24 protein-coding genes are annotated in these 23,058 nt (G+C 44.9%); 7 read left to right on the top strand and 17 right to left on the bottom strand.

All coding sequences use genetic code 11. The features are described from left to right. Positions 1–52: 52 nt before the first annotated feature. Positions 53–1,372, top strand: a complete 1,320-nt coding sequence (gene pepQ / locus J8L84_RS06840) for a Xaa-Pro dipeptidase (RefSeq protein ID WP_211070021.1) — start codon at positions 53–55, stop codon at positions 1,370–1,372. Positions 1,373–1,543: 171 nt separating this feature from the next. Then, positions 1,544–2,263, top strand: coding sequence for a divalent cation transporter (locus J8L84_RS06835; protein WP_211070020.1), 720 nt, complete (start codon positions 1,544–1,546; stop codon positions 2,261–2,263). A gap of 8 nt (positions 2,264–2,271) precedes the next feature. On the opposite strand, the gene ispB is transcribed toward J8L84_RS06835, so the two are convergent. Further along, positions 2,272–3,246, bottom strand: a complete 975-nt coding sequence (gene ispB / locus J8L84_RS06830; RefSeq protein ID WP_211070019.1) for an octaprenyl diphosphate synthase — start codon at positions 3,244–3,246, stop codon at positions 2,272–2,274. 699 nt (positions 3,247–3,945) lie between these two features. On the opposite strand from ispB, the gene rplU reads away from it, so the two are divergent. The 3 genes from rplU to cgtA all read left to right on the top strand — a co-directional run bounded on the left by rplU (position 3,946) and on the right by cgtA (position 5,899). Beyond that, the gene (gene rplU, locus J8L84_RS06825) at positions 3,946–4,257 is read left to right on the top strand and encodes a 50S ribosomal protein L21 (protein ID WP_211070018.1); all 312 of its coding nucleotides are present in this window, start codon (positions 3,946–3,948) and stop codon (positions 4,255–4,257) included. Positions 4,258–4,272: 15 nt separating this feature from the next. Continuing rightward, positions 4,273–4,530, top strand: a complete 258-nt coding sequence (gene rpmA / locus J8L84_RS06820) for a 50S ribosomal protein L27 (RefSeq protein WP_013785541.1) — start codon at positions 4,273–4,275, stop codon at positions 4,528–4,530. 172 nt (positions 4,531–4,702) lie between these two features. Beyond that, positions 4,703–5,899: an Obg family GTPase CgtA gene (gene cgtA / locus J8L84_RS06815; RefSeq protein ID WP_211070017.1), complete on the top strand. Its 1,197-nt coding sequence runs from the start codon at positions 4,703–4,705 to the stop codon at positions 5,897–5,899. A gap of 33 nt (positions 5,900–5,932) precedes the next feature. Here cgtA and J8L84_RS06810 read toward each other — a convergent pair whose 3' ends face one another. Genes J8L84_RS06810 through J8L84_RS06790 form a run of 5 tightly spaced genes read right to left on the bottom strand, consistent with a single transcriptional unit; the run spans position 5,933 to position 7,914 of the window. Continuing rightward, the gene (locus tag J8L84_RS06810; protein WP_282100404.1) at positions 5,933–6,250 is read right to left on the bottom strand and encodes a S24/S26 family peptidase; all 318 of its coding nucleotides are present in this window, start codon (positions 6,248–6,250) and stop codon (positions 5,933–5,935) included. A gap of 2 nt (positions 6,251–6,252) precedes the next feature. After that, positions 6,253–6,750, bottom strand: a complete 498-nt coding sequence (gene sodN, locus J8L84_RS06805) for a superoxide dismutase, Ni (RefSeq protein WP_211070015.1) — start codon at positions 6,748–6,750, stop codon at positions 6,253–6,255. A gap of 10 nt (positions 6,751–6,760) precedes the next feature. Next, a complete protein-coding gene (locus J8L84_RS06800) occupies positions 6,761–6,970 on the bottom strand; it encodes a hypothetical protein (protein WP_211070014.1) in 210 nt (69 codons plus the stop codon). Between the two features lie 32 nt (positions 6,971–7,002). After that, positions 7,003–7,533: a hypothetical protein gene (locus J8L84_RS06795; RefSeq protein WP_211070013.1), complete on the bottom strand. Its 531-nt coding sequence runs from the start codon at positions 7,531–7,533 to the stop codon at positions 7,003–7,005. Between the two features lie 12 nt (positions 7,534–7,545). Then, on the bottom strand, positions 7,546–7,914 hold the full coding sequence (locus J8L84_RS06790; protein ID WP_211070012.1) for a hypothetical protein: 369 nt from the start codon (positions 7,912–7,914) through the stop codon (positions 7,546–7,548). A 273-nt stretch (positions 7,915–8,187) separates the two neighbouring features. On the opposite strand from J8L84_RS06790, the gene folA reads away from it, so the two are divergent. Continuing rightward, complete coding sequence (folA, locus tag J8L84_RS06785; protein WP_211070051.1) at positions 8,188–8,676, top strand: type 3 dihydrofolate reductase; 489 nt, start codon at positions 8,188–8,190, stop codon at positions 8,674–8,676. A 62-nt stretch (positions 8,677–8,738) separates the two neighbouring features. Here the strand turns inward: folA and rpoS are convergent, their stop codons facing one another. The 11 genes from rpoS to J8L84_RS06730 form a co-directional block, all read right to left on the bottom strand. Next, positions 8,739–9,731 (bottom strand): RNA polymerase sigma factor RpoS, encoded by a 993-nt coding sequence (rpoS, locus tag J8L84_RS06780; protein ID WP_082604976.1) that lies wholly within the window; start codon positions 9,729–9,731, stop codon positions 8,739–8,741. A gap of 73 nt (positions 9,732–9,804) precedes the next feature. Beyond that, positions 9,805–10,668 carry a peptidoglycan DD-metalloendopeptidase family protein gene (locus tag J8L84_RS06775; RefSeq protein ID WP_211070011.1) on the bottom strand — a complete coding sequence of 288 codons (864 nt, stop codon included), beginning with the start codon at positions 10,666–10,668 and terminating at the stop codon, positions 9,805–9,807. A gap of 10 nt (positions 10,669–10,678) precedes the next feature. Then, positions 10,679–11,257 carry a YqaA family protein gene (locus tag J8L84_RS06770; RefSeq protein ID WP_211070010.1) on the bottom strand — a complete coding sequence of 193 codons (579 nt, stop codon included), beginning with the start codon at positions 11,255–11,257 and terminating at the stop codon, positions 10,679–10,681. Further along, positions 11,254–11,889 (bottom strand): protein-L-isoaspartate(D-aspartate) O-methyltransferase, encoded by a 636-nt coding sequence (locus tag J8L84_RS06765; protein ID WP_211070009.1) that lies wholly within the window; start codon positions 11,887–11,889, stop codon positions 11,254–11,256. Before J8L84_RS06765 ends, J8L84_RS06770 begins: the two co-directional genes overlap by 4 nt. A gap of 42 nt (positions 11,890–11,931) precedes the next feature. Next, positions 11,932–12,675: a 5'/3'-nucleotidase SurE gene (surE, locus tag J8L84_RS06760; RefSeq protein WP_057794115.1), complete on the bottom strand. Its 744-nt coding sequence runs from the start codon at positions 12,673–12,675 to the stop codon at positions 11,932–11,934. Positions 12,676–12,685: 10 nt separating this feature from the next. Further along, positions 12,686–13,756 (bottom strand): tRNA pseudouridine(13) synthase TruD, encoded by a 1,071-nt coding sequence (truD, locus tag J8L84_RS06755; protein ID WP_211070008.1) that lies wholly within the window; start codon positions 13,754–13,756, stop codon positions 12,686–12,688. Next, the gene (gene ispF, locus J8L84_RS06750; RefSeq protein ID WP_211070007.1) at positions 13,753–14,226 is read right to left on the bottom strand and encodes a 2-C-methyl-D-erythritol 2,4-cyclodiphosphate synthase; all 474 of its coding nucleotides are present in this window, start codon (positions 14,224–14,226) and stop codon (positions 13,753–13,755) included. Before ispF ends, truD begins: the two co-directional genes overlap by 4 nt. Beyond that, a complete protein-coding gene (gene ispD / locus J8L84_RS06745; protein ID WP_211070006.1) occupies positions 14,217–14,948 on the bottom strand; it encodes a 2-C-methyl-D-erythritol 4-phosphate cytidylyltransferase in 732 nt (243 codons plus the stop codon). The genes ispF and ispD overlap by 10 nt, the downstream gene beginning before the upstream one ends. A gap of 5 nt (positions 14,949–14,953) precedes the next feature. Next, a complete protein-coding gene (ftsB, locus tag J8L84_RS06740; RefSeq protein WP_013785529.1) occupies positions 14,954–15,244 on the bottom strand; it encodes a cell division protein FtsB in 291 nt (96 codons plus the stop codon). 107 nt (positions 15,245–15,351) lie between these two features. After that, positions 15,352–17,070: a TIGR03545 family protein gene (locus tag J8L84_RS06735; RefSeq protein ID WP_211070005.1), complete on the bottom strand. Its 1,719-nt coding sequence runs from the start codon at positions 17,068–17,070 to the stop codon at positions 15,352–15,354. A 140-nt stretch (positions 17,071–17,210) separates the two neighbouring features. After that, a complete protein-coding gene (locus J8L84_RS06730) occupies positions 17,211–18,833 on the bottom strand; it encodes a methyl-accepting chemotaxis protein (protein ID WP_211070004.1) in 1,623 nt (540 codons plus the stop codon). 422 nt (positions 18,834–19,255) lie between these two features. On the opposite strand from J8L84_RS06730, the gene putA reads away from it, so the two are divergent. Beyond that, positions 19,256–23,053 (top strand): bifunctional proline dehydrogenase/L-glutamate gamma-semialdehyde dehydrogenase PutA, encoded by a 3,798-nt coding sequence (putA, locus tag J8L84_RS06725; RefSeq protein WP_211070003.1) that lies wholly within the window; start codon positions 19,256–19,258, stop codon positions 23,051–23,053. The last annotated feature ends 5 nt before the right edge of the window (positions 23,054–23,058 follow it).

Raw genomic sequence — 23,058 nt, 5'->3', positions numbered from 1 at the left:
AATTGAAGAAGACCAATTAGCCATGCAAATCAAAAAACTTAAATGAGGTGTTATGTCAAAACATCAGGCAAGCTATCAGCAACATATCGAGGAACTTCAATCTCGCACTCGCGAAGCACTTCAGCGTGAAGGGCTAGAAGGGTTAGTCATCCATTCAGGGCAAGGCAAGCGCTTGTTCTTAGACGACAACCATTATCCGTTTAAGGTAAACCCACAATTTAAAGCATGGGTGCCGGTTATCGATAACCCCAATTGCTGGTTAGTGGTTAATGGTGAAGATAAGCCCACCCTTATTTTTTACCGCCCTGAAGATTTTTGGCACAAAGTACCGCCAGAGCCACAAGATTTTTGGACCGACAGCTTTAACATCATTCTGCTTCAACAAGCCGACGCTGTTGAAAAGCACCTGCCTTACGATAAGCGCGGTTTTGCTTATATTGGTGAATACATTGAAGTAGCCAAAGCGCTAGGGTTTGAGAACGTAAACCCAGATAGAGTGCTGCATTATTTGCATTACCAGCGGGCGTATAAAACCGATTACGAACTAGAATGTATGCGTGAAGCAAACAAGCTAGCGGTAGCGGGGCATAAAGCGGCAGAGCAAGCCTTTATTGAAGGTAAAAGCGAATTCGATATTAATTTAGCGTACAGCGCAGCGTGCCGCCAAGGCGATAACGATGTGCCTTACACCAGTATTATTGCGCTGAACGAACATGCAGCCATTTTGCACTACATGCAATGCGATACCACTGCGCCTAAGCAGTCGCGTTCATTCTTGATTGATGCAGGCGCGAATTATCACGGCTATGCTGCCGATATCACGCGTACTTACAGCCAAAACTCAACGTTGTTTTCCGATCTTATTCAGGCCGTTGATAAAGTAACGCTAACTTTGGTTGATTCTTTAAAGCCAAGTGTGGCTTATACCGATATTCATTTGCTAGCCCATGCGGGTATCGCCCAAATTCTACAAGACACTGGCATTGTGAATCTTCCTGCGGCAGATATTGTAGAGCAGGGCATTACACGAACCTTTTTCCCACATGGCATTGGGCACTTCTTAGGGCTACAAGTGCATGATGTAGGTGGTTTGGTCAATGACGACAGAGGTATACCTAAACCTGCCCCTGAAGATCATCCATTCTTACGCTGTACGCGCATGATTGAAGCGCGTCAGGTATTTACTATTGAGCCTGGTTTGTACTTTATCGACAGCTTGTTACGAGATTTAAAAGCAACCCCAGCGTCGAAATACATCAACTGGGATACTGTAGATACTTACCGCCCATTCGGCGGAATACGCATTGAAGACAATATCATTGTGCACCGCGACAAAAATGAGAACATGACCCGAGACCTCAATTTAAAATGATCTCATCGCGGCGCATTACTCTATGATTAATAGCGTAAGGCTTAAAAATTTATAGATGCGCTAAGCAAAAAAAGACAGCCAATTTCGAGCTGTCTTTTTTTATGGATATTGAGCATTTTGCCAGTAGTGTTAGGCCAAGTAACGGAACAACTCAAGGCAGAGGGAGCCAACATGCAAGACCCCGATATTGTAAATTTGATTATTGTGGCCACGTTAGCTGGGCTAGCCATGCCAGCTGGTGCGCTATTATCTAAGATGAAAGGTTTGCGCCCTAAGTGGTTAGAACAAGAATTACGACACGGTATTCTTGCGTTGGGCGCTGGCGCATTAATTTCAGCGGTTGCTTTAGTATTAGTGCCTGAGGGTATTGAAGACGTATCGGTACTAATGGCGTGTAGCTGCTTTATCGGCGGGGCACTTGCCTTCATGGCGTTGGATATCTATTTGGCTAAGAAGAAAACCGCAGGCAGCCAACTTGCCGCCATGTTAAGTGATTTTGTGCCAGAGTCTGTGGCACTAGGCACCACTGCTGCATTAGGTGGCGGTACTATGTTGTTAGGTGTGTTAATTGCGGTACAGAATTTACCGGAAGGGTTTAATGCTTATCGTGAAATGACCCCAACGAATAAAAACCGCAGCACTAAGCTTATTTGGATTTTTGTACTAATGAGCTTGCTTGGGCCGCTCATGAGTGTGATAGGGTTTTATTATTTGGCAGATTTTCCCGTCATCATGAGTGGCATTATGCTATTTGCTGCGGGGGGAATTTTGTATTCTGTATTTCAAGACATCGCCCCAGGTATTCGTATGGAAAACCATTGGTTACCGCCACTAGGCGCTATACTCGGCTTCTTGGTGGGGCTGGTGGGCGCGATGCTTGAAGGGGGCTAACGAACGCACTAGCTAGTGCGTTCTACCGAAATATGAGCAAGGGCAATCAATGCCTCTTTATAAGGTGAATCTGGAATAATAGACAAACTATCAATAGCCATTTTCACTTCGTTGTTGGCACACGAACGGGTATAATCTAATGCCCCAGTGCTTTCCATGATTTTTTGAATACGAGTGAGGTGAGGTAAACCGTTGCTTTGCTCTATCGCATCGCGAATAAGCGCTTTATCTTCTTCACTGTCGGTATTCCACATTGCGTATAGCAAAGGTAGTGTTGGCTTTCCTTCCGCTAAATCATCGCCCGCGTTCTTACCCATTTCATCACTGTCGGCCATGTAATCTAGAATATCATCGGCTAACTGAAAGGCGGTCCCTAAGTGCTTGCCGTATTCTTGCATGGCATGCTCTACGTTTTCTGGTTGGTCGGTTAATACCGCCGACAGTTGCGTAGCCGCTTCAAACAAACGAGCGGTTTTACCGTAAATTACGTCGAAATAGCGTGCTTCTGTGGTAGAGGCATCATTGCAGTTCATTAGCTGCAATACTTCACCCTCAGCAATTTGGTTGGTCGCTTCAGATAAAATGTCCATCACACGCATGCGTTTCAAACTTACCATCATCTGAAATGAGCGGGTATATAAGAAATCACCTACCAAAACCGATGCTTGATTGCCAAATACGGCGTTAGCGGTTTCACGTCCGCGTCGCATGGTCGATTCATCAACCACATCATCGTGCAACAAGGTCGCTGTATGTATAAATTCAACAATAGCGGCGAGGGTGTGATGGTCTGCATTTTCAATTCCCATTGCACGTGCACTTAGCACGGTAAGTAATGGGCGAAGGCGCTTACCGCCACTGTTAACAATGTAGAATCCCAATTGATTAATAAGCGCAACATCAGAGTCGACTTGCTGTTGAATCAATTGGTTAACCGCTTGCATATCATCATTTGATAGCGCGCGTATTTGATTTATATCCATCGGCATGGGCGTAAAAACTTATTTATTTCTTAGGCAATTATAGGGGCTGATTGTACCTGAATGCGCGGCACTATCCACCCAATTCAACGTATTGCCCACCGAATTAAACATATTGGTGACAGAATTGAACCGATTAACAGCCGATTTGTTTTTAAAAAACGACGGTTATTATATTTAACGGTAATTCACGGACCACTTATCGTTACTTTCATCGTAATGATATGTTCTATTATAGGCGCTATCGGTTAATATCGACCTGAAATGTGTATTTTCAGAAAAATTCTTTTTGCTAGCTGCGCAGGCTAGATCAAAATGCTACAATCTCGGATCTGTTATTCGATCGTTTTGATCATTGTGATTAAAAAGCGCGTTTTAGGTGCGTTTTTCATGATCAGATCGGCACGATTGGATCGTATTCGATTTTCCATCTACAGATATCGCATTCCATGCTTTTTTAGCAATAAATGCTTATCGAATTTGGCGGTTATCATCTTCAATTTTACCGTTTGTCATTCACTTAGTGTTGTTTTCTAAGTGTGACATCGTGCATTTTTGGGTGAATTCACGCAAAAATTCACCCATGTTGGAAAAATAATCTACTTTTATCAGAATCGGGGTTGTGATTTGCGGATGTTTCACGTACAATTCGCGCCCTGTTTTTTGAATTGATTGCGTCAGTGACGCAGAGCGGAGTTAACTATGTACGCGGTTTTCCAAAGTGGCGGTAAACAACACCGTGTGGCCGAAGGCCAAACCGTTCGTCTAGAAAAAATCGAAGTTGCCCCAGGTGACACGGTTGAATTCGACAAAGTTTTAATGGTCAGCAATGGTGACGATGTAAAAATCGGCACACCAAACGTTGCTGGTGGTAAGGTGACTGCTGAGGTGGTTACACACGGTCGTGGCGATAAAATTAAAATCGTTAAGTTCCGTCGTCGTAAGCATTCACGTAAGCAGATGGGTCACCGTCAGTGGTTCACGGAAGTGAAAATTACTGGCATTAACGCTTAATAGGAGCACGAACACATGGCACATAAAAAAGCTGGTGGTAGTACCAAAAACGGTCGTGATTCAGAGAGTAAACGCCTAGGTGTTAAACGCTTTGGTGGAGAATCTGTTCTTGCTGGTAACATCATTGTTCGTCAACGTGGTACTCGTTTCCACGCTGGTGACAACATGGGTATCGGTAAAGACCACACGTTGTTTGCATTAAAAAGCGGTAAAGTTCAGTTTGATGTTAAAGGACCGAACAACCGTAAATTTGTAAGCATCGTAGCAGAGTAAGCGCCTTAGCTACTCGCCGAACAGGCTTAGAAAAACCCCGCGCTTGCGGGGTTTTTTGTTTTATGGAAACCCGAGCTTTAGTATTCGGGCAGTACATAACAATTTGGTGTAAACTTAGTAGTTAAATACTGAGTGTAAATAACCCCTACGGCAACCATGCCCGGAGTGATAAATGAAATTTGTAGATGAAGCTGAAATTCGTGTTGAAGCCGGTGACGGCGGCAACGGCGTAATTGGCTTTAGACGGGAAAAATATGTTCCCAAAGGTGGCCCTGATGGTGGCGACGGGGGCGACGGCGGTAGTGTTTTTCTTCTTGCCGATGAAAACCTGAATACATTGATCGACTATCGTTTCGAGCGTTTTCACCGTGCAGAGCGCGGCCAAAATGGTCAAGGCGCTAACTGTATTGGCCGTGGCGGTAAAGATTTAACCGTAAGTGTTCCTGTAGGAACCCGCGCTACCGATAGCGATACCGGTGAAGTACTTGGCGACCTTACTCGTCACGGGCAACAGCTTAAAGTGGCACAAGGCGGATTTCACGGTTTAGGTAATGCGCGTTTCAAAAGCAGTACTAACCGTGCACCACGTCATAAGACCAATGGTACACCAGGCGAAATTCGTAATTTAAAACTCGAATTAATGCTTCTGGCCGATGTGGGTTTGCTAGGTATGCCGAATGCAGGTAAATCTACCTTTATCCGTTCTGTATCTGCCGCTAAACCTAAAGTGGCTGATTACCCGTTTACTACACTAGTGCCAAACCTAGGTGTAGTACGTCAAGACGCGCAGCGCAGCTTCGTAGTAGCCGACATTCCCGGGCTTATTGAAGGTGCAGCTGACGGTGCAGGTTTAGGAATTCGTTTCCTTAAGCATTTAGAGCGTTGTCGTATACTGCTTCATGTTGTAGACATTATGCCAGTGGATGAAAGCGATCCAGCTGAAAATGCTAAAGCTATTGTTGAAGAACTTGAAAAGTACAACCCTAAACTTGCAAGTAAGCCTCGCTGGTTAGTGTTTAACAAAGTTGATTTGATGCTCGAAGAAGAAGCCGACGAGCGCTGTAAAGAAATTGCCGCACAACTTGGCTGGGAAGGCCCGATTTATCAGATATCTGCTTTCCAGAAAATTGGCTTAGAACCGCTTTGTCGAGAAATTATGAACTTCATCGAAACGCTTCCCACCGAAGTTATCGAAGAAGAAGAAACGAAAGACGTTGAGTTTAAGTGGGATACTTATCATCGTAATACGTTAGAAGCACAAGACGCCGATTTAGGCGACGACTTCGAAGACGATTTAAGTGATGACTTAGACGATGATGAAGATTGGGACGATGATGACTACGATGTTGAAGTCGAGTACCGTCGCTAATTGAACAACATTAAAACCGCTAGTTTGCCAAAACTAGCGGTTTTTTGTTAAAAGCTTCTGATTTCTCGAAGACGAAGTAAATATAACCTTTCCAATAATGTCGCTTGGCTTTATCCAGCCCATTGCCAACGTGCTCACACTTTCTAGTGCATTATCACCTTGCAGCATAACGCCTTTAATAGCGCATACTTTGGTAATGCGCTTTACAATTACACCATATTTATCGCTTTTAACTACCACCACATGGCCAATTTGCAGCCACGCTTTTGGCCACTTGCAGGTTAAAATAAAGTCGCCAGCAAACAGCATGGGTTGCATACTGTTTCCTTCAATCGCTAATAATCGAAGCATGATTAAAGTTTAGGGTATACCACTTGTTCCGCAGGCGGATAAGGGCACGTGGCTGTCTTAGTTTCAACACCTTTAGTGGCCCAGAAACTTTCAGCGAACTCATTCACCAATGTGAGTAGTGCTTCTGCTTTCTCGCGTGAAACATGCTGCTTACACGCCGATCCGGTAAGCATAATATTGTGGACCAATTCGTTAGTATCTGGGTATTTCTCAAATTGAGGCGCTTTGAAGTAATCACCCCAAATAACCCTGACTTCATGTTTTACTTTTTCTGCATGGGTCTCTTTTTCGCTAATTAGGCGACTGAACTGGGCATGATCAGCAAACGAAAGGTTTTCTTTTTCACTTAACTCATTCAGTAAATCAACAAAACGAATAACACTTAATGCAGCGAGTTGGGCTGAAATAGGATCGTAGATTTTGCATGGAATATCGCAGTGAGCGCTCGCGGTAGTTAAGGGGTTTCTACGGTGAAGCGTCGTAAGTAAGCTGTTTAGCATGATAACTTCCCTATTTAGATGAAGATTGTTTGCGAGAATAGGCCTTGTAGCCTGCGAATAAGCATGCAGCACCTACCGCAGCAAGTGACAAATAGAAAAGCCCGTGCATGAACTGGCTGCTCCAGTGGTTATGATCGTGTCCAGCATGTGCAAAGGCGGGGGAAGAGGTTACAGCCACAGACGCGACGGCGTAAATGACATGGTTTATCGTATTTTTCATATAAACTCCTAGTTAATTGAAAATAGAATCAGTTAATGACTAACTTTGCCTGCGGTAGCAGCAAAGACAGTGAATGAATTGTCGATAGTGGGGGGATTATTTAGCGCCTTCTCCAACTCGGGATGCTGTTTTAATAATAACCATCGCTGTTGATGTGCAATTCGCCTAGCGCGCAGCACATCAGTGTTATCAGGCAACAGCATTGCTTGCGTATCAAAGCGTGTTTGTACTTCAGATAAAGTAGCAAGTGCCATGTGATAAATAGCCATTCTTTCTTCAGACGGCGCCTCACTGGCGTACTGCAAGTAGGTGTCGGAAAGATTGTGAAAGCTCACCAATAACGAAAATGTGGCTTCTTTGCGGTAGGGTGATATCGCTATTAACTGGTTGGCAAGCGCTATAGCTTGGTTGTACAACGCAAGTGTCGAGAGCCATTGCCTATTTGAAAATGCGTTATTGGCATTAAGAACTTGCCGCTCCCATTGACCTAATAATGCTTTAAAGTCACTAGTGTCGTGCTGCTTAACGTTGCGTTTATGATTTGCTGCAAGATAAGTATGCATAGTATTTTCAACTTATTGATGCACAGATTTAAGCAAAAAAGCTGACAACATTGCCGATTCTGTGGCGTGTAAGACGGAGCTAGCTCTATCTAAAATAGCGTTTCGATACTCTGGCAATTTCAAGTGGTAATAGGTTTCTTCAAGTAATCCAGCTAGGCTCTTAACTTTGCTTTTCATCGCTTCATTCTCGCCTCCATCTACTTCTAAAAGAATAACCGCAATATCAAAAGCGCAGCCTAAATAAGGAATGGCTTCTGTGTATTGGCCGCAATGCAGTAAAAGCGTGCCCTGCATCTCGTCTCTGGCCATAAAGTGAAGCGCTTGCTTCGGGTTGCTGTAAATCCAATCTTCGTGTTTTGCACACAAGTAAGTTATTTGCATTTGCTTGCCCTCCTGAATACACCCTAGTCGATATAAAACATAATCGCAAATGATAATTGTTATTATTTGCATGTGTAATTTAAGTCAATCAACTAACAGTGAACAGAAACAAGATAGGTAAACACAATGGGCATGGCGTTATGAGAAGAACAGTTTAGCCAGAAAGGTGAGGAATATTGGATTGTTACTAACGCAAGAGTTATCGCCATAGGCCTAATCAGTTATCATAGGCAAAATAACAACGCATTGGTTAAAATTAGTATGAAAATTGCCATGATTGCCGCAATGGCTAATAATCGCGTTATCGGTGCAGATAACGACATGCCCTGGCACTTGCCAGCAGATTTAAAACATTTTAAGCAAGTAACCATGGGCAAGCCTGTCATTATGGGGCGTAAAACCTATGAGTCAATTGGCCGCGCTTTGCCGGGAAGACCAAACATTGTAATCACTACAAACAGTGCTTACAGTTTGCCAGATGCAACTGTAGTATCGTCACCTGAAGCGGCTATAGAGCATGCTTCGGCGCTAGAGAGTCAGTCGGACGAGGTGATGATTATTGGCGGTGGGACAATTTATCAGGCGTTTTTGAAAAAGGCTGATACTTTGCACCTAACATTTATCGAACTAGCGGTGGAAGGTGATACACAGTTTCCTGATTATGAAGCCCAAGATCATTGGGAAGAGATAAGCCGGGAAGCGCATACCGCTGATGAGAAAAACCCACATAACTACACGTTCGTGAGCTTGGTTAGAGGGTAGTACTACAAATAAAAATGCCGAGGGCAAACTGCGCCTCGGCATGGTGTCATATCACTTCGCTATTAATTCATTTGATTAAATAAATTCTCTAACGATAGGCCTTGGTGGCCTAGAATGTCTCGCAATCGACGTAGTGCTTCTACTTGAATTTGACGAACTCGTTCACGAGTAAGACCAATTTCAGCACCCACATCTTCAAGCGTTGAGGGCTCATAACCCATTAATCCAAAGCGTCTTGCCAATACTTCACGTTGTTTAGGGTTGAGCTCTTCCAACCAGCCAACAATATTTGATTTGATGTCTGAGTCTTGCAAGTTCTCTTCAGGGCCGAATTCTTTTTCATCGGCTAGAATATCTAACAACGCTTTATCGTTTTCGCCACCAATTGGGGTATCTACCGACGTAATACGTTCATTAAGTCGCAGCATCTTGGTCACATCTTCGACAGGTTTGTCTAAGGCAAGGGCGATTTCTTCGGCAGTAGGTTCGTGGTCAAGTTTCTGAGATAACTCACGAGCTGCGCGTAAATATACATTAAGTTCTTTAACGACGTGGATTGGCAAGCGAATAGTGCGCGTTTGGTTCATAATTGCGCGTTCAATGGTTTGTCTTATCCACCACGTTGCGTACGTTGAAAATCGAAAACCCCGTTCGGGATCGAACTTTTCAACAGCACGTATAAGTCCTAGATTCCCTTCTTCGATTAGATCTAACAGGGCAAGACCGCGGTTGTTATATCGACGCGCTATTTTCACAACCAGGCGTAAATTACTAACAATCATGCGCTTGCGTGAGGCTTCACATCCACGTAGAGCCTTTCTGGCGAAAAATACTTCTTCTTCTGCACTGAGCAGAGGCGAGAAGCCGATTTCACCTAGATATAACTGTGTGGCATCTAGATTTTTTGGTTGGTCGTCTTGGCTTAACACTAATTCTTCTGAATCGGTGTCAGTGTCATCAGATATTGTTTTATCTGTTTTCAGATCGGCTGGCATATCAATGACGTTTAAGTCATCTTTCGTATTTGATTCTAGGCTTTTATTTATATGACCCACAATGAATCTCCTGCTTCAAGGTTTACCTTTCGACGTTTCTCCTTTATTCGTTTCTTATTGTTATTTATTATTATTATGGTCGTGTAGCTGGCAGATAACGCAGTGGATCTAAAGACTTTCCGCGATACCTAACTTCAAAATGAAGTTTTACCGAATTTGTTCCGCTGTCACCCATGGTGGCGATTTTCTGCCCCGCAGACACCCAGTCTCGTTCTTTGACGATAATGGTGTCGTTGTATGCGTAGGCACTTAAAAAGGTGTCGGTATGTTTGATGATGACCAATTTACCGTAGCCTCTTAAGGCGCTTCCTGAATAAACAACTTTTCCATCTGCTGCCGCGTGTATCGATGTACCTTTAGCGGCAGCGATATCAATTCCTTTATTGCCCGACTCCGATTTACTGAACGTTTCAACAACCTTGCCCTTCGTTGGCCAAACCCACTTTTTAACCTTGTCAGGAAAATGGTTGGGTGTCGTTATTTTGACGCTTTCTGACGGCCTCTTGACGCTCGTAACGTTTTGTCGCTTAACAACTTTTTCACCTTCACCATACCCCTGTGATATAGGGGGGTCAATCAAACTTTTGTCTACTGAGGTCGTGGTCGGATCTGCTGACCGAATGGTCTGCGGCTTAGATTTCGGCGCAATTTTTACCATTTTGGGCGGGGGAGAAATGCGTAATTCTTGACCGGGGAAAATGCGATAAGGCGCTGATAAGCTGTTAAATTTCGCGATATCCCGATAGTCATTGCCGGTGTACCAAGCAATGCCGAAAAGGGTATCGCCCGGTTGCACTTTATAAGTATCTGATGTGAATCCACCAGACTCTTGATCTGCTTGACTATTTAATAAAACAACAGGGGCAGGGGCGGTTCGGCTACTGCAACTTTGGAGTAGCAGTAGCACAACACTAATTAGAATGATGCGGTATGACATCGCTGCGCTATTACCGCAAGATGAGGTATGCGGCAACGGCCAGTAACACAACTCCCCAACCCAATATTTCTACATACTGACGAAGCTTAGCTTCCATAGGAGCACCGCCCCAACGCATAAGTCCTGCGACCAAGAAGAACCTTGCGCCACGGCCCACAGCAGAGGCAATAAGAAAGGGAAAGAAGGCCATTTGAAGAAAGCCAGCGCTAGTGGTGAAGACTTTATAGGGAATAGGGGAGAAGCCCGCAACAAACACCACCCATACGCCGTAGTCGGCAAACCACTGCGTGGCAGTTTCTATCTTGTGGGTATAACCCCAACTTTCGATAATAGGCGATAGCCAAGCATCAAATGCAAAATAACCTAGCCAATAACCGGCTATGCCCCCAAAAATTGATGCAAGTGTAGTAATTAGCGCAAAGCGCCACGCTTTGTCGGGTTGAGACAGCGACATGGGCGCAAGCATGACATCGGGCGGAATAGGGAAAAATACTGACTCAGCAAAGCTTAGCCCCCCTAGATATTTTACCGCATGGCGGTGTCTAGCCCATCGAAGTGCCATGTCATACATTGGCTCAAACAATTTCACAATAGCTCTCCTGCTACTAAGGGAACAAAACGCACCGCTTCTATGGTGGTGGTTTTTAATTCGCCTTCTATCCTGTCGATACACAACAGAGACTGCTGTTCATTTCCTACGGGAATGATCAGGCGGCCTCCTTCTTTTAATTGATCGCATAAATCTTGCGGTAAACTACTGGCCGCAGCCGTCACAATAATGGCATCGTAAGGACCTTTGGATGCCCACCCTTTCCACCCATCGCCATGTTTCATAGCGATATTGTGTAAATCGAGTTGGTTCATCCGTCTTTTAGCATGAAACTGTAGCGATTTGATTCGTTCTACGCTGAATACAGCCGAAAAAAGCTGTGCAAGAATAGCGGTCTGGTAACCAGAGCCTGTACCAATCTCTAAGACTTTTTCAGGCTTATTCGGACTATCTAGCAGCAGTTCAGTCATTTTCGCAACAATATAAGGTTGCGAAATAGTTTGTCCCTGCCCGATAGGCAACGCTGTATTCTGATAGGCTTTATGCTTAAGCGCATCAGGTAAGAATGTTTCCCGGGGTGTACCTGCAATGGCATTGAGCACCGGCTGCGAACGGATTCCTTCGTCATAAAGCAGCTGTGCTAGCGCATCCCCTTTTCTGGAGGCTCTCATGGTGGTGCTTGTTATCCTTATTATCGGCTGCGCACTATTGGATTACTTGGCTAACCATTCTTTCATATTGTCTAAGCTCTGGTATGCAGTCATATCAACGCTAAGTGGAGTCACGGAGCAATATCCGTTTGCCACTGCGTGAAAGTCTGTACCTGGGCCTGCATCTTGTTCTGAACCTGCTGGACCGTACCAATAGATGGTTTGACCAAACGGGTCTTTATCTTCAAACATAGGTTCAGCACGATGTCGGCGACCCTGTCTGGTAACTTCTATACCTTTAAGCTCATCATAGGGTATATCAGGAACATTTACGTTCAAAATTTGATTTGCAGGTAAAGGATGAGATTGAAGTTTACGGATAATATCTAGCACTACCCGCGCTGCCGTTTCAAAATTCTCACCTTTCTTACTGGCAAGCGACACGGCAATGGCAGGCAAGCCCATATATCTGCCCTCTGTCGCCGCGGCTACCGTACCAGAATAAACGACATCATCGCCTAAATTAGCACCATGATTAATACCAGATACCACCAGTTCGGGGTCATCTTTTAAAATTCGGCTGATACCCAAGTGTACACAATCTGAAGGGGTACCATTAACAGAATAAAAGCCACTGTCCATTCGTTGAATGCGAAGGGGTTGATGTAACGAAAGGGCGTTACTTGCGCCGCTACAGTTACGATCGGGGGCGATAACAGTAATATCGTGCTCGCTGGCAATGGTCTCGTGCAAAACAGCCAAGCCTTTTGCAAACACACCATCGTCATTACTCATTAGGATCTTCATGCAATCTCAACTAAATACTGTGAATGGGGGAAACGGTTTCAACACATTCCCTAAGTACGGATGTAGCAAAACAACCGCTAGGCAATGAAAACGATAGCGTTAATGTATCACCCTTACTTTGCCATTCAAGTTGCGATGGCCATATTTTTATAGCACGACGTTCTTGCTCGAAGCCACATTGCCCTAAAAAGTCGATAACTTCAGGGTGACTCGATGCAACCTGCTCTTCGGTGGCGTTTGCTTCTGACGTGGTGATTAAATCTCCCTTGCCCCATAGCGGTGCCGAAGGACATACATCTTTATCTTCATAACGTTGCTGACTGTCTTGCTGTTTATCATCGTCAATAAAGAAGCTGTTTGAGCCGGTTAATACCAGTGCGTCACCGGTAAGTACCTTATCGAAGGTCTCGTTTTCTAAACGAATAGAAATGACCTCATTAAATAACCAGCTACGCAAGGCTGACAGTGCCATAGAGCGCTTATTGCGGTGGCGAATGGTTTCACCGTTTATCATCCGTTCAGCCATAGCAAGGTTACCACCGCGCTGAACTTCGCCTTGCTCGTTCACCCGCATCACGCCAAATCGCTGTTCGCCATAATAATTCGGCACACCATGTTTGGCGATTTCCAGAAGGCGTTCTTCAATAGCTTCTGGATGCACAACTTGACGCAGCGTAATGGTGAAGGCATTGCCTTTTAATTGGCCTGTACGAAGTTTTCTATTGTGGCGAGTTTGCTTAATAACCCGTACACCTTCTAGCTCAAAATCGCTGAAGTCGAAATCAGCTTGTCCTGGTGCGTGTAAACCGAACCACTGACGAGTGAGGGCATATTTGTCTTTCCTACCTGCATACGTCACTTGGCGAAGGGGTAATTTGGTGTAGCGAGCAAGTTGCTCGGCAACAAATGCAGTATTGGTATTAATTTTTTCAACAAAGACAAACTGGTGCTCGCCTTCACCGCAGGGCTCGTAGCCTAAATCCTCAACCACTTGAAAGTCATCGGCTTGAAACTTAAATAAGCCGGTAGAAACGGGTTTACTGTAATAGTAATTCCAGTGTTGGGTATGTAATGGTTTCATATCTTTTCCAGTAACACTACCGCGTGAGCAGCAATGCCTTCCTTTCTGCCTGTATATCCTAATTTTTCTGTCGTGGTAGCTTTCACGTTGATAGCATCAAGCTCGCAATGACAGTCTTTGGCTATGATTTCTCGCATGGCTTGAATATGCGGTGCCATTTTTGGGGCTTGCGCCACTATGGTCATATCAGCGTTGCCTAAGGTATAGCCTTTTTCATTTACTACGTGCATAACATGCCTAAGCAGTACACGGCTATCGGCACCTGAATAGGCATCATCAGTATCCGGAAAATGCTTGCCTATATCACCTAAAGCCGCAGCGCCAAGTAATGCGTCGCATAAGGCATGTAGTAATACGTCGCCATCAGAATGGGCGACTAAGCCTTGTTCATAGTCAATATTTACACCACCAATAACAATGGGGCCGTCGCCACCAAATTTATGAACGTCGAAACCGTGTCCTATTCGCATTCTGCTTGTGCCTTCTGTCGTTGATGTAAGTAAAAATCTGCCAAGGGTAAGTCCCCAGGGTGGGTTATTTTAATATTCGCTGGGTCGCTATCAATAAGTGCAACCTTACGGCCGCTGTATTCTATGGCTGATGCTTCATCGGTAATGGTTGCGCCTGCAGCTAGGCCATCTTGCAGCGCGCTTTTAAGCACCGCTGTAGGAAACAACTGAGGCGTAAGGGCATGCCATAAATTTTCTCTGCTTTCAGTATGAAGCACAGTGGGGAAATTGATATCAGCCCCTTGGCTGGCAGCGCCTCGTTTCATAGTATCTCTAACCCGAGAGGCTAAGATGCCACCTGCGACCTGTTCATTATCCATCACCGTTAGTAGTTGAGTAATGTCATTGGTATTTACGCAAGGGCGCGCGGCATCATGCACTAACGCCCAAGTATTGTCTGGCAAGGTGTTTACAGCATTTAGCACAGAATCAGCCCGTTCATTGCCACCCTCTACCACTTTCACCTTAGGGTTATTGGCAATGGCAAGCGATGGGAAATAAGTATCGTGAGGACTAATGGCTATAACAAGGTAATCAATGGCGTGATGGTTAAGAAGTATTTCAACGGTGTGTTCAAGAATTGTTTTTCCTTGAAGGGTTAAATACTGCTTTGGGCGATCAGCCTGCATTCGGCTGCCAATTCCAGCTGCGGGAATAACCGCAACCACAGAGGAGGATGTCATGTTACTCACTTAGTTTCTGGCGGTAAAATCCGGTAAAAAGTTTCCCCTTGCTTAATCAGGCCTAGTTCATTGCGAGCGCGCTCTTCAATGGCTTCTAGACCTACTTTTAGGTCGGTGATGTCTGCGTTTAATAGGGCATTTCGCTGTGCAAGGTTTGCGTTTTGCTGCGCTTGAGTTTTCACTTCCTGCTCTCGACTTAGGTAGTCAGGAATACTGTTTTTTCCAAACCATAGCCGATACTGCAACAACCCTAATAGGGTGATGAGTACAATAGGAAGCCATTTATCTTGCCACACAAAATCACCTGAAAACTGGTAAGCGGAGGAAAATTTAAAAAGGGCAGTAAACTGCCCCTTACGTTATTACCTATTATGCCGCGAAGGGCTTAGGAATCAAAGGTGCTTTATTCACCTTGCCCTAATTTACCTTTTAGTTTGTCGAACAGTTTATTCTTTTGTTCTTCAACCACACTGCTTAGCTGGCTTTGCAGTAATTCTTGTAAGGCACTGCTATCACCCTGCGCTGCACTTAGCATTGAATTAATATCAACCAATTCACCAGAAAGGGCATCTTGTTCACTGGCAACCATCGCATTCAGCTTGGTATTAAGTTCATCAAGCTTATCTTGCTGAGATGCGGTGAGTTGAGAAATCGCGGCTTGGGCCAGTTTGTTGTCTAAATCTGACTTAATGTTAAACCCTGGGTTAGCTAAGGTGCCATCAAGTAGCATGGTCATCGATAAACTGCTTAACGATTGCAGTGCAGAGGCAATAGCGCTTGTTACGTCGCTGGTACCTGTGGCTTCCATCACTAGCTCTTGTAAGTTAACTTTACCGTTACCGCTTAACTGATTATCAACCACTTCCATTGAGCCTGTAGTGGCCATGAGTGCAGTTTTCATCACCGCGTTAAGGGTTTCATTACCGCTTACTGGAATATTCGACATATTCACCCCAGCTAGCTCCCAAACTTGGCTGGCATCTACGCCACTTTCATCAATCCAGAATTCACCGCTTGAGGTAAATTGCTTCAGCATGTCGCCAGCCGCTTCAATGGTAAAGGTTGTTGGGTCACCAAACACACTGTGGGTGTTGGTAATGTTCTGCCACGAACTGCTTATCGACTCGTTTTGCCAAAGTACAGACACGTTAGCTTGCTTCACCAAAATAGAAGGCATGTCGGCTGCAGGTTCTTCGGGCGTATCTCCGCCTTGCAGTAGTGGCATCACAATTTGCATGGCAGACATCAAGTACTCGGTGTATTCAGCGGCTTTGTCGCCAAATACGAAATAAGTCACCTGAGATAGTGCAGCTTCATCGCCCGCAATCACCCCTTTAAGTAACGCATAGTCTTCACTGGGGGCTTCTTTTAAGGCTTTTACCGATTGGCTTAATGCACTCTTAGCATTCGACGCTTTGTCGGTAAAACTGCTAATAAGCGCACGATCTGCACTCATCTCTTCTTTTAACTTATCTAACGACGATTTAGCTTGAATAAGAGCTTGAGGATCTTTGTAATTCGTTTCTTTAAGCGCAGCAACTTGGGTTTTGTAATAGTCGATGCGTTCTTTATCAGGCAAGTTTTCATAATCTTGCTTTAAGCCTTCTGAGTAGGTGGCATAGGCTTCTTTTGCTTCGGCAACGGCGGCGGTAGTTTTAAGGGGGTTACGAGCAAGCATTTCGTCAACAGAAGGCACGGCTTCTTTGGCTTTTGCTTTAATTTCATCGTAAGACAGTGAGCTTTCTGGCACCCGATAAACTTCACCTTCATGCTCTCGAACTTGGTCAAATTGCACATCAAGTAAATTGAGGTTGTTTACCACAACTTGATTAGACAACAGCGGCATAAGGGCAACGTCAGCATTTGCTTCGCCAACTAACACTTGATTATGCGAAGGCTTAGTGGCGTTGGTTAAGCCAATGCCTTTAAGGGTGACAGTGGTAGGGTATAAAGAGTGATCAAATTCGTCAATGTTGACTTCTGCGCCATAAGACTCGCCTAATTTCGACTCTAGTACGGCTTTAATAATGGTATTAGCAAATAGAACATACACTAAGATAAGTAGAACAAAAAAGCCCAATACCCAATATTTGATTGGGATCCCTTTACTATCACTGCTCATATATCACTCCTTGTAAACGACGTTTAGCTGGTTATCTAACGATGTAGATAACCAGTCTAAAGCACCGCTTTAAATACTTCCATACGCAGGAAGTAGTATAAACCTGTGAATACCTTCCTTTTTACGACTAATTTGGTTCACTAAAGTTTAAATTTGCTGGCAATTTCTTTTATAGCCACACAGCTTGCTTTGAGAGCCTGACTGGCACTAGCCAATTTTTCTGCCGTTTTTAAACTGCTATCAGCTGCACCAGACAAAGCGTTGATACGAATATTGGCCTCATTCGCGGCTTCAGCCTGCTGTTCTGTTGCCCGGGCTATTTGGCTACTCATACCTGAAATCTCATTCATAAGCCGGTCGGCTTCTTTTAAGCTTTCGTTCGCTTTAGTGGCATTGTCCACCGTACTTGCTGAAGCACTTTGACTCACTTGCACGGCGTCTACGGCGGCTTTTGCATTGCTCTGTAGCTTTTCAATCATAGCTTGAATTTCATCAGTACTTTGGCCTGTGCGACTGGCTAGGGTGCGCACTTCATCGGCCACCACGGCAAACCCTCTCCCTTGTTCTCCGGCACGAGCAGCCTCAATCGCAGCGTTAAGTGCAAGTAAGTTAGTCTGATCGGCAATGCCACGAATAACGTCTAGTACTGCGCCAATACTGTTGGTTTGTTCAGCAAGCTCGGTAACCACATGGCTCACGCTCTCAATATTCGACGTTAATGAGCGAATATCACTTACGGTACTTTCTACTACGCTGCTGCCTTGTTCTACATTGGCTCGTGCGCCGCTGGTGCTGGTTTCAGCCGTATCTGCATTTTCGCTCACTTGCTGGATTTGGGTGGTCATTTGTTCCATGGCCACGGCAACTTGCATCATATTTTCATTTTGGCTTTGCGCCTGACCGTTGCTGTCTTGGCTCACGCTTTCAACCAGTACGGCTTGCTGGGTAAGGGCGGTGATATTTTCGCGTATACCTAACAACGATTGGCGCATTTTATTGGTATATTCATTGAAGTAGCGAGCAAGTCGCGTTATTTCATCATGGCCCGACTCAGGAAGTGAACGGGTTAAATCCCCATCTCCCATGGCAATATCTTTCATTCGTTCTGTGACTTCCTGAACTGGCTTAACAATACTGCCGCCAATGTAGAAGATAAGCGCTACCACCAGTAGCACGCTAATAATACAAATAACGATAAGCAAATTACGTAAGTGGGCGTATTCAGCTTCAAGGGTAGATAAGTAGATACCTGAACCTACAGTCCAGCCCCATGGTTTGAACTCTTTAACATACGAAATTTTGTCGACCGGCGTTTCTTCTCCCGGAAGCGGCCATACGTAATCAACAAAGCCACTGCCTGTAGACTTTATCTTTTGCGCCATTTCCACAAAAAATGCTTTACCGTTGCCGTCTTTAAAGCTGCGTAAATCTTGCCCGTTAAGCGATGGTTTGATGGGGTGCATGACCATAGCGGGGGTGGCATCTTGAATCCAAAAATAGTTGCTCTCATCGTACCTAAGGCGGCTAACCGCGGTCAGCGCCATCTGTTTAGCAGCGTCTTCGTCTACCCCTTCCAAGGATTCAAAGCTTGCAAGCAAGGTATGAACAACTTCTACGAGGTGTTGATTTTCTTTATAGGACTTTTCTTTCAGTGCCTTGTAGTGCTGGTTTAATACCGCACCGGTTAGCACCAAAAATAGCAACGCCGTAAGCGCAACAATGATACTGAGCCTTTGAATTAAACTAAAATTGCGTAACCACATCAGCGTAAACCTCCACTTTTTATATTATCTAGTGTAGACCTTATATTGGAGATGTTGACCTCGATGCATGAATTTTTAAACATTTAATTAACATTTCCTGAAGCACCGCCTTATATAAAAATACTTAAGAAATGTTATTCACCCGCGTTCTTAGACGCCCTATCACAGTGGTGCAAAAAGTTGACAGCCAGGGCTTGGCGAAACAGGCAATTATGCTAGTATCCGCGCAATTTCGGCGATATCGTGATCTTCATTGAGAAGATCGAAGTTTAAATACTTAGATTCGCAAGCGCGGCACACTTTAGGTGGGGCGCATCAAGTAAAGCTAGGCTTTACTTGTTAATTCATTTTTTCCATGTAACGTTATTCTTGTATTCCGTTACCGGAACCATTTTCTACAGCTTTTCGAATAAAGGGTTGCAATGCTCATTAACGACACACTTCATACTACATCTCCCCTACGCCAGCGCATTCGTGACTACTATCGAATTAGTGAGTCTGTGGCTGTGGATCAAATTTTACCAATTGCTGAGGTAAATCCTCGTGCCAGAAGCCGTGCGTGGGAACGCGCTCGTAAAATGGTATTACAGATTCGTCGCGACCAAGAAGGTCATGGTGGTGTAGATGCATTGCTAAATGAGTATTCATTATCCACCTCTGAAGGTGTGGTACTGATGTGTTTAGCCGAAGCCTTACTACGTGTTCCCGATGGAGATACGCAAGACGAACTTATTCGCGACAAATTATCTAAAGGGCAGTGGACACCACACCTTGGCAATTCAGATTCTTTATTCGTGAACGCTTCGGCATGGGGCTTATTGTTTACCGGTAATATGGTGAATTATGCCGATAAGCGTAAGAAGGAACAGTTTGGCCTGTTGAAAAAAACTTTAGGTCGCTTAGGTGAGCCAGTTATTCGCCGCGCAATGAACATTGCCATGCGCGTAATGGGTCGTCAGTTCGTTATGGGTGAAACCATAAAAGATGCGGTAGAGCGTGCGAAGGAAAAAGAAACCAAAGGCTATGTATATTCCTACGACATGTTGGGTGAAGGCGCCCGTACAATGGAAGATGCAGATCGCTACTACGATGCTTACGTTAAAGCTATTGAAGTGATTGGTAAAGCGGCTAACGGCCGTGGGCCTAAGCGTTCGCCGGGTATTTCAGTTAAGTTGTCGGCAATACATCCACGTTTTGAGTTCTTACACAGAGAACGCGCAATGCGTGATATTCCGCCGCGCTTAAAAGCTTTGTGTATGCTGGCCAAAGAATACGATATTGGTTTAACGGTTGACGCTGAAGAAGCCGACCGTTTAGAGCTTTCCCTCGATATTATTGAAGCGGTATTCCGTGATGAAGATTTAAATGGCTGGACAGGCTTTGGTCTTGCGGTTCAAGCCTATCAAAAACGTGCTATTCATGTAATTGAACATTTACGCGTGCTTTCATTAGAAGTTGGCCGTTCGTTAATGGTGCGATTGGTAAAAGGCGCTTACTGGGATACGGAAATTAAGCTTACCCAACAAGCGGGCTTAGAAGAGTTCCCTGTGTTTACCCGTAAGTCATCTACTGATGTGTCTTACCATGCTTGTGCTAACCGCTTATTAGAATACCGCGATACCTTGTACCCGCAGTTTGCTACTCACAACGCCTACTCTGCATCAGTAATTATTGAACTTGCAGGCGATGATAAAGAAGGGTTTGAGTTCCAGTGCTTACACGGCATGGGTGATACGTTGTATGACAAAGTAGTGACGGAAGAGAAAATTCAGTGCCGTGTTTATGCGCCGGTAGGCGAACACGAAGACTTATTGGCTTATCTTGTACGCCGTTTGCTAGAAAATGGAGCTAACTCTTCATTTGTTAACGCGATTGTGGATGACGAAAAACCGGTTGAGTCATTACTTGAAGACCCAGTTGAAAAAACTCAGCGTCTTAAAGTTCGTTTCAACAAATTAATTAAAACCCCTCGTGGCTTATATGCCCCTGAACGTGACAACTCTCGAGGGTTAGATTTAACCGATGTGAATGCGGTTAGTGCACTTCAGCATGAACTTGAGCGCTGGCAAGAATATTACAGCGTGACTGACGGTGTACCGGAAGGGGCAACGGCGGTTCGTAATCCAATGAATCACAACGATGTGGTGGGTTACCATTATTACGCACAACCTGATGATATGCGCAAAGCACTAGATGATGCAGATGCGGGCTTCGACGCGTGGTCTAAGCGCGATGTGTCAGAACGTGCTGAAATTCTTAATCGTTCAGCCGATGCCCTAGAGCGCCACATGGCAGAGTTGATTGCTATTTGTATGCGTGAAGCGGGTAAAGTAGCGCAAGACAGCATCGATGAAGTACGTGAAGCGGTCGACTTTTGTCGTTACTACGCAGCCCGTGCTCAAGATTTGGCAGAAGATAAGCGCTTGTTACCTCGCGGTGTGGTGCTGTGTATTAGCCCGTGGAACTTCCCGCTAGCAATATTTTTAGGTCAGGTATCAGCAGCACTGGTTACTGGAAATACGGTTGTTGCTAAACCTGCTGAACAAACCAGTATGGTGGCTAAACGTGCTGTAGATATTATGCAGTCGGTAGGCTTACCTGAAGACGCGCTAAAACTTATTATTGCACCAGGTAAAGAAGTGGGCGAAACCTTACTTTCTGACGAACGTATTAAAGCAGTGATGTTTACCGGTTCTACCCAAACGGGCACGCTTATCTCGCAAGAACTTGCCAACCGTGGTGGCGAGCAAGTGCCGCTCATTGCCGAAACCGGCGGGCAAAACTGCATGATTGTGGACTCAACTGCCCTGCCAGAGCAGGTGGTTGATGATGTTATTCATTCTGGTTTCCAAAGTGCGGGGCAACGCTGTTCAGCCCTTCGCGTATTATTCGTGCAAGAGGAAATTGCAGACGATCTCATCAGTATGTTAACCGGAGCCATGAAAGAACTAACCATTGGCGACCCAACCCTGTTAGCAACTGACGTGGGCCCAGTGATTGACGAAAAAGCACTGAAGAGCCTTACCGATCATGTCGACTTTATGGAAGGAAAAGGAAAACTGCTTTATCGAAACGAGCTGCCGGAAGGTACTGAAAACGGCACTTTCTTCCCACCTACGCTTTATCAAATTGATAACTTAGATGTACTGGAAAAAGAAGTCTTTGGCCCAGTAGTGCATTTAGTACGCTTTAAATCGAAAGAGTTAGACAACGTTCTTGAGCAAATCAATGGTACAGGTTATGGCCTAACCATGGGTATTCATTCGCGTATTGAAGAACGTGCGTACGAACTTGCTGCGAAGAGCCGTGCAGGTAATGTGTATATTAACCGCAACATGATTGGCGCTATTGTTGGTGTACAACCATTTGGTGGTCGCGGGTTATCAGGTACGGGGCCAAAAGCCGGTGGGCCAAATTACTTGCCTCGCTTAATGATGGAACGTGCTACACCAAAACCCACGTTAATAGACGATGTAGATGGTACTGATAATGCGCTAATGGGTGATGATAAAATTGCCGAACGTGCCCATGTGGTGATGGATCAAGCTAAGGATGTTGAAGCCCAGTGGCGTCATATGGCCTTAAATGATCGTATTTCCATGGTGCGTCAGTTACTGGCTAAAATTGCTAAGGTCGACATTGTTGACGACCTAGCCGACGATTTAAACCGCACCTTAGCCACTGCCCGTCAGCAGTTAACCAGTGTTGAGCGTAAGTTAGCGAAACCCACAGAACTTCCTGGTCCTACAGGTGAATCTAACAAACTTTATCTTGAGCCTAGAGGCACCTTGGTATGTTTCGCAGATAAAGATGTATCGTTTGAGTACTGGATGCTTTCTATTGTGACTGCGCTTGCCACAGGTAACACGGTGGTGTCTGTTGTATCTGAAATCTTCTACGAAGAAGCCATCGAAATTCAAAACAAGTTTGAGTCTACTGGCGCACCTAAAGGGGTATTCCAAGTAGCACGATTAGGTCACTTTGATGCCTTGTTAATGGATGAAGACTTAGCGGGTGTGGTTGTTGATTCAAGCACAGAACGTACTGCGCGTATTACCGCAATGTTGTCATCACGTGAAGGGGCTATCTTGCCAGTGATCACCGCAGAATATAACGATAAGTTGATTCAGCGTTTAATGACGGAAAAAACCATTAGTATCGATACTACGGCGTCGGGAGGGAATACATCTCTTATGACGTTAGTGGAAGACGATGAGTAATACCA

This window comes from Alteromonas sp. MMG017 (assembly GCF_018100795.1).
GTDB lineage: Bacteria > Pseudomonadota > Gammaproteobacteria > Enterobacterales > Alteromonadaceae > Alteromonas.
This window is presented reverse-complemented; position numbering and strand designations above follow the sequence as displayed.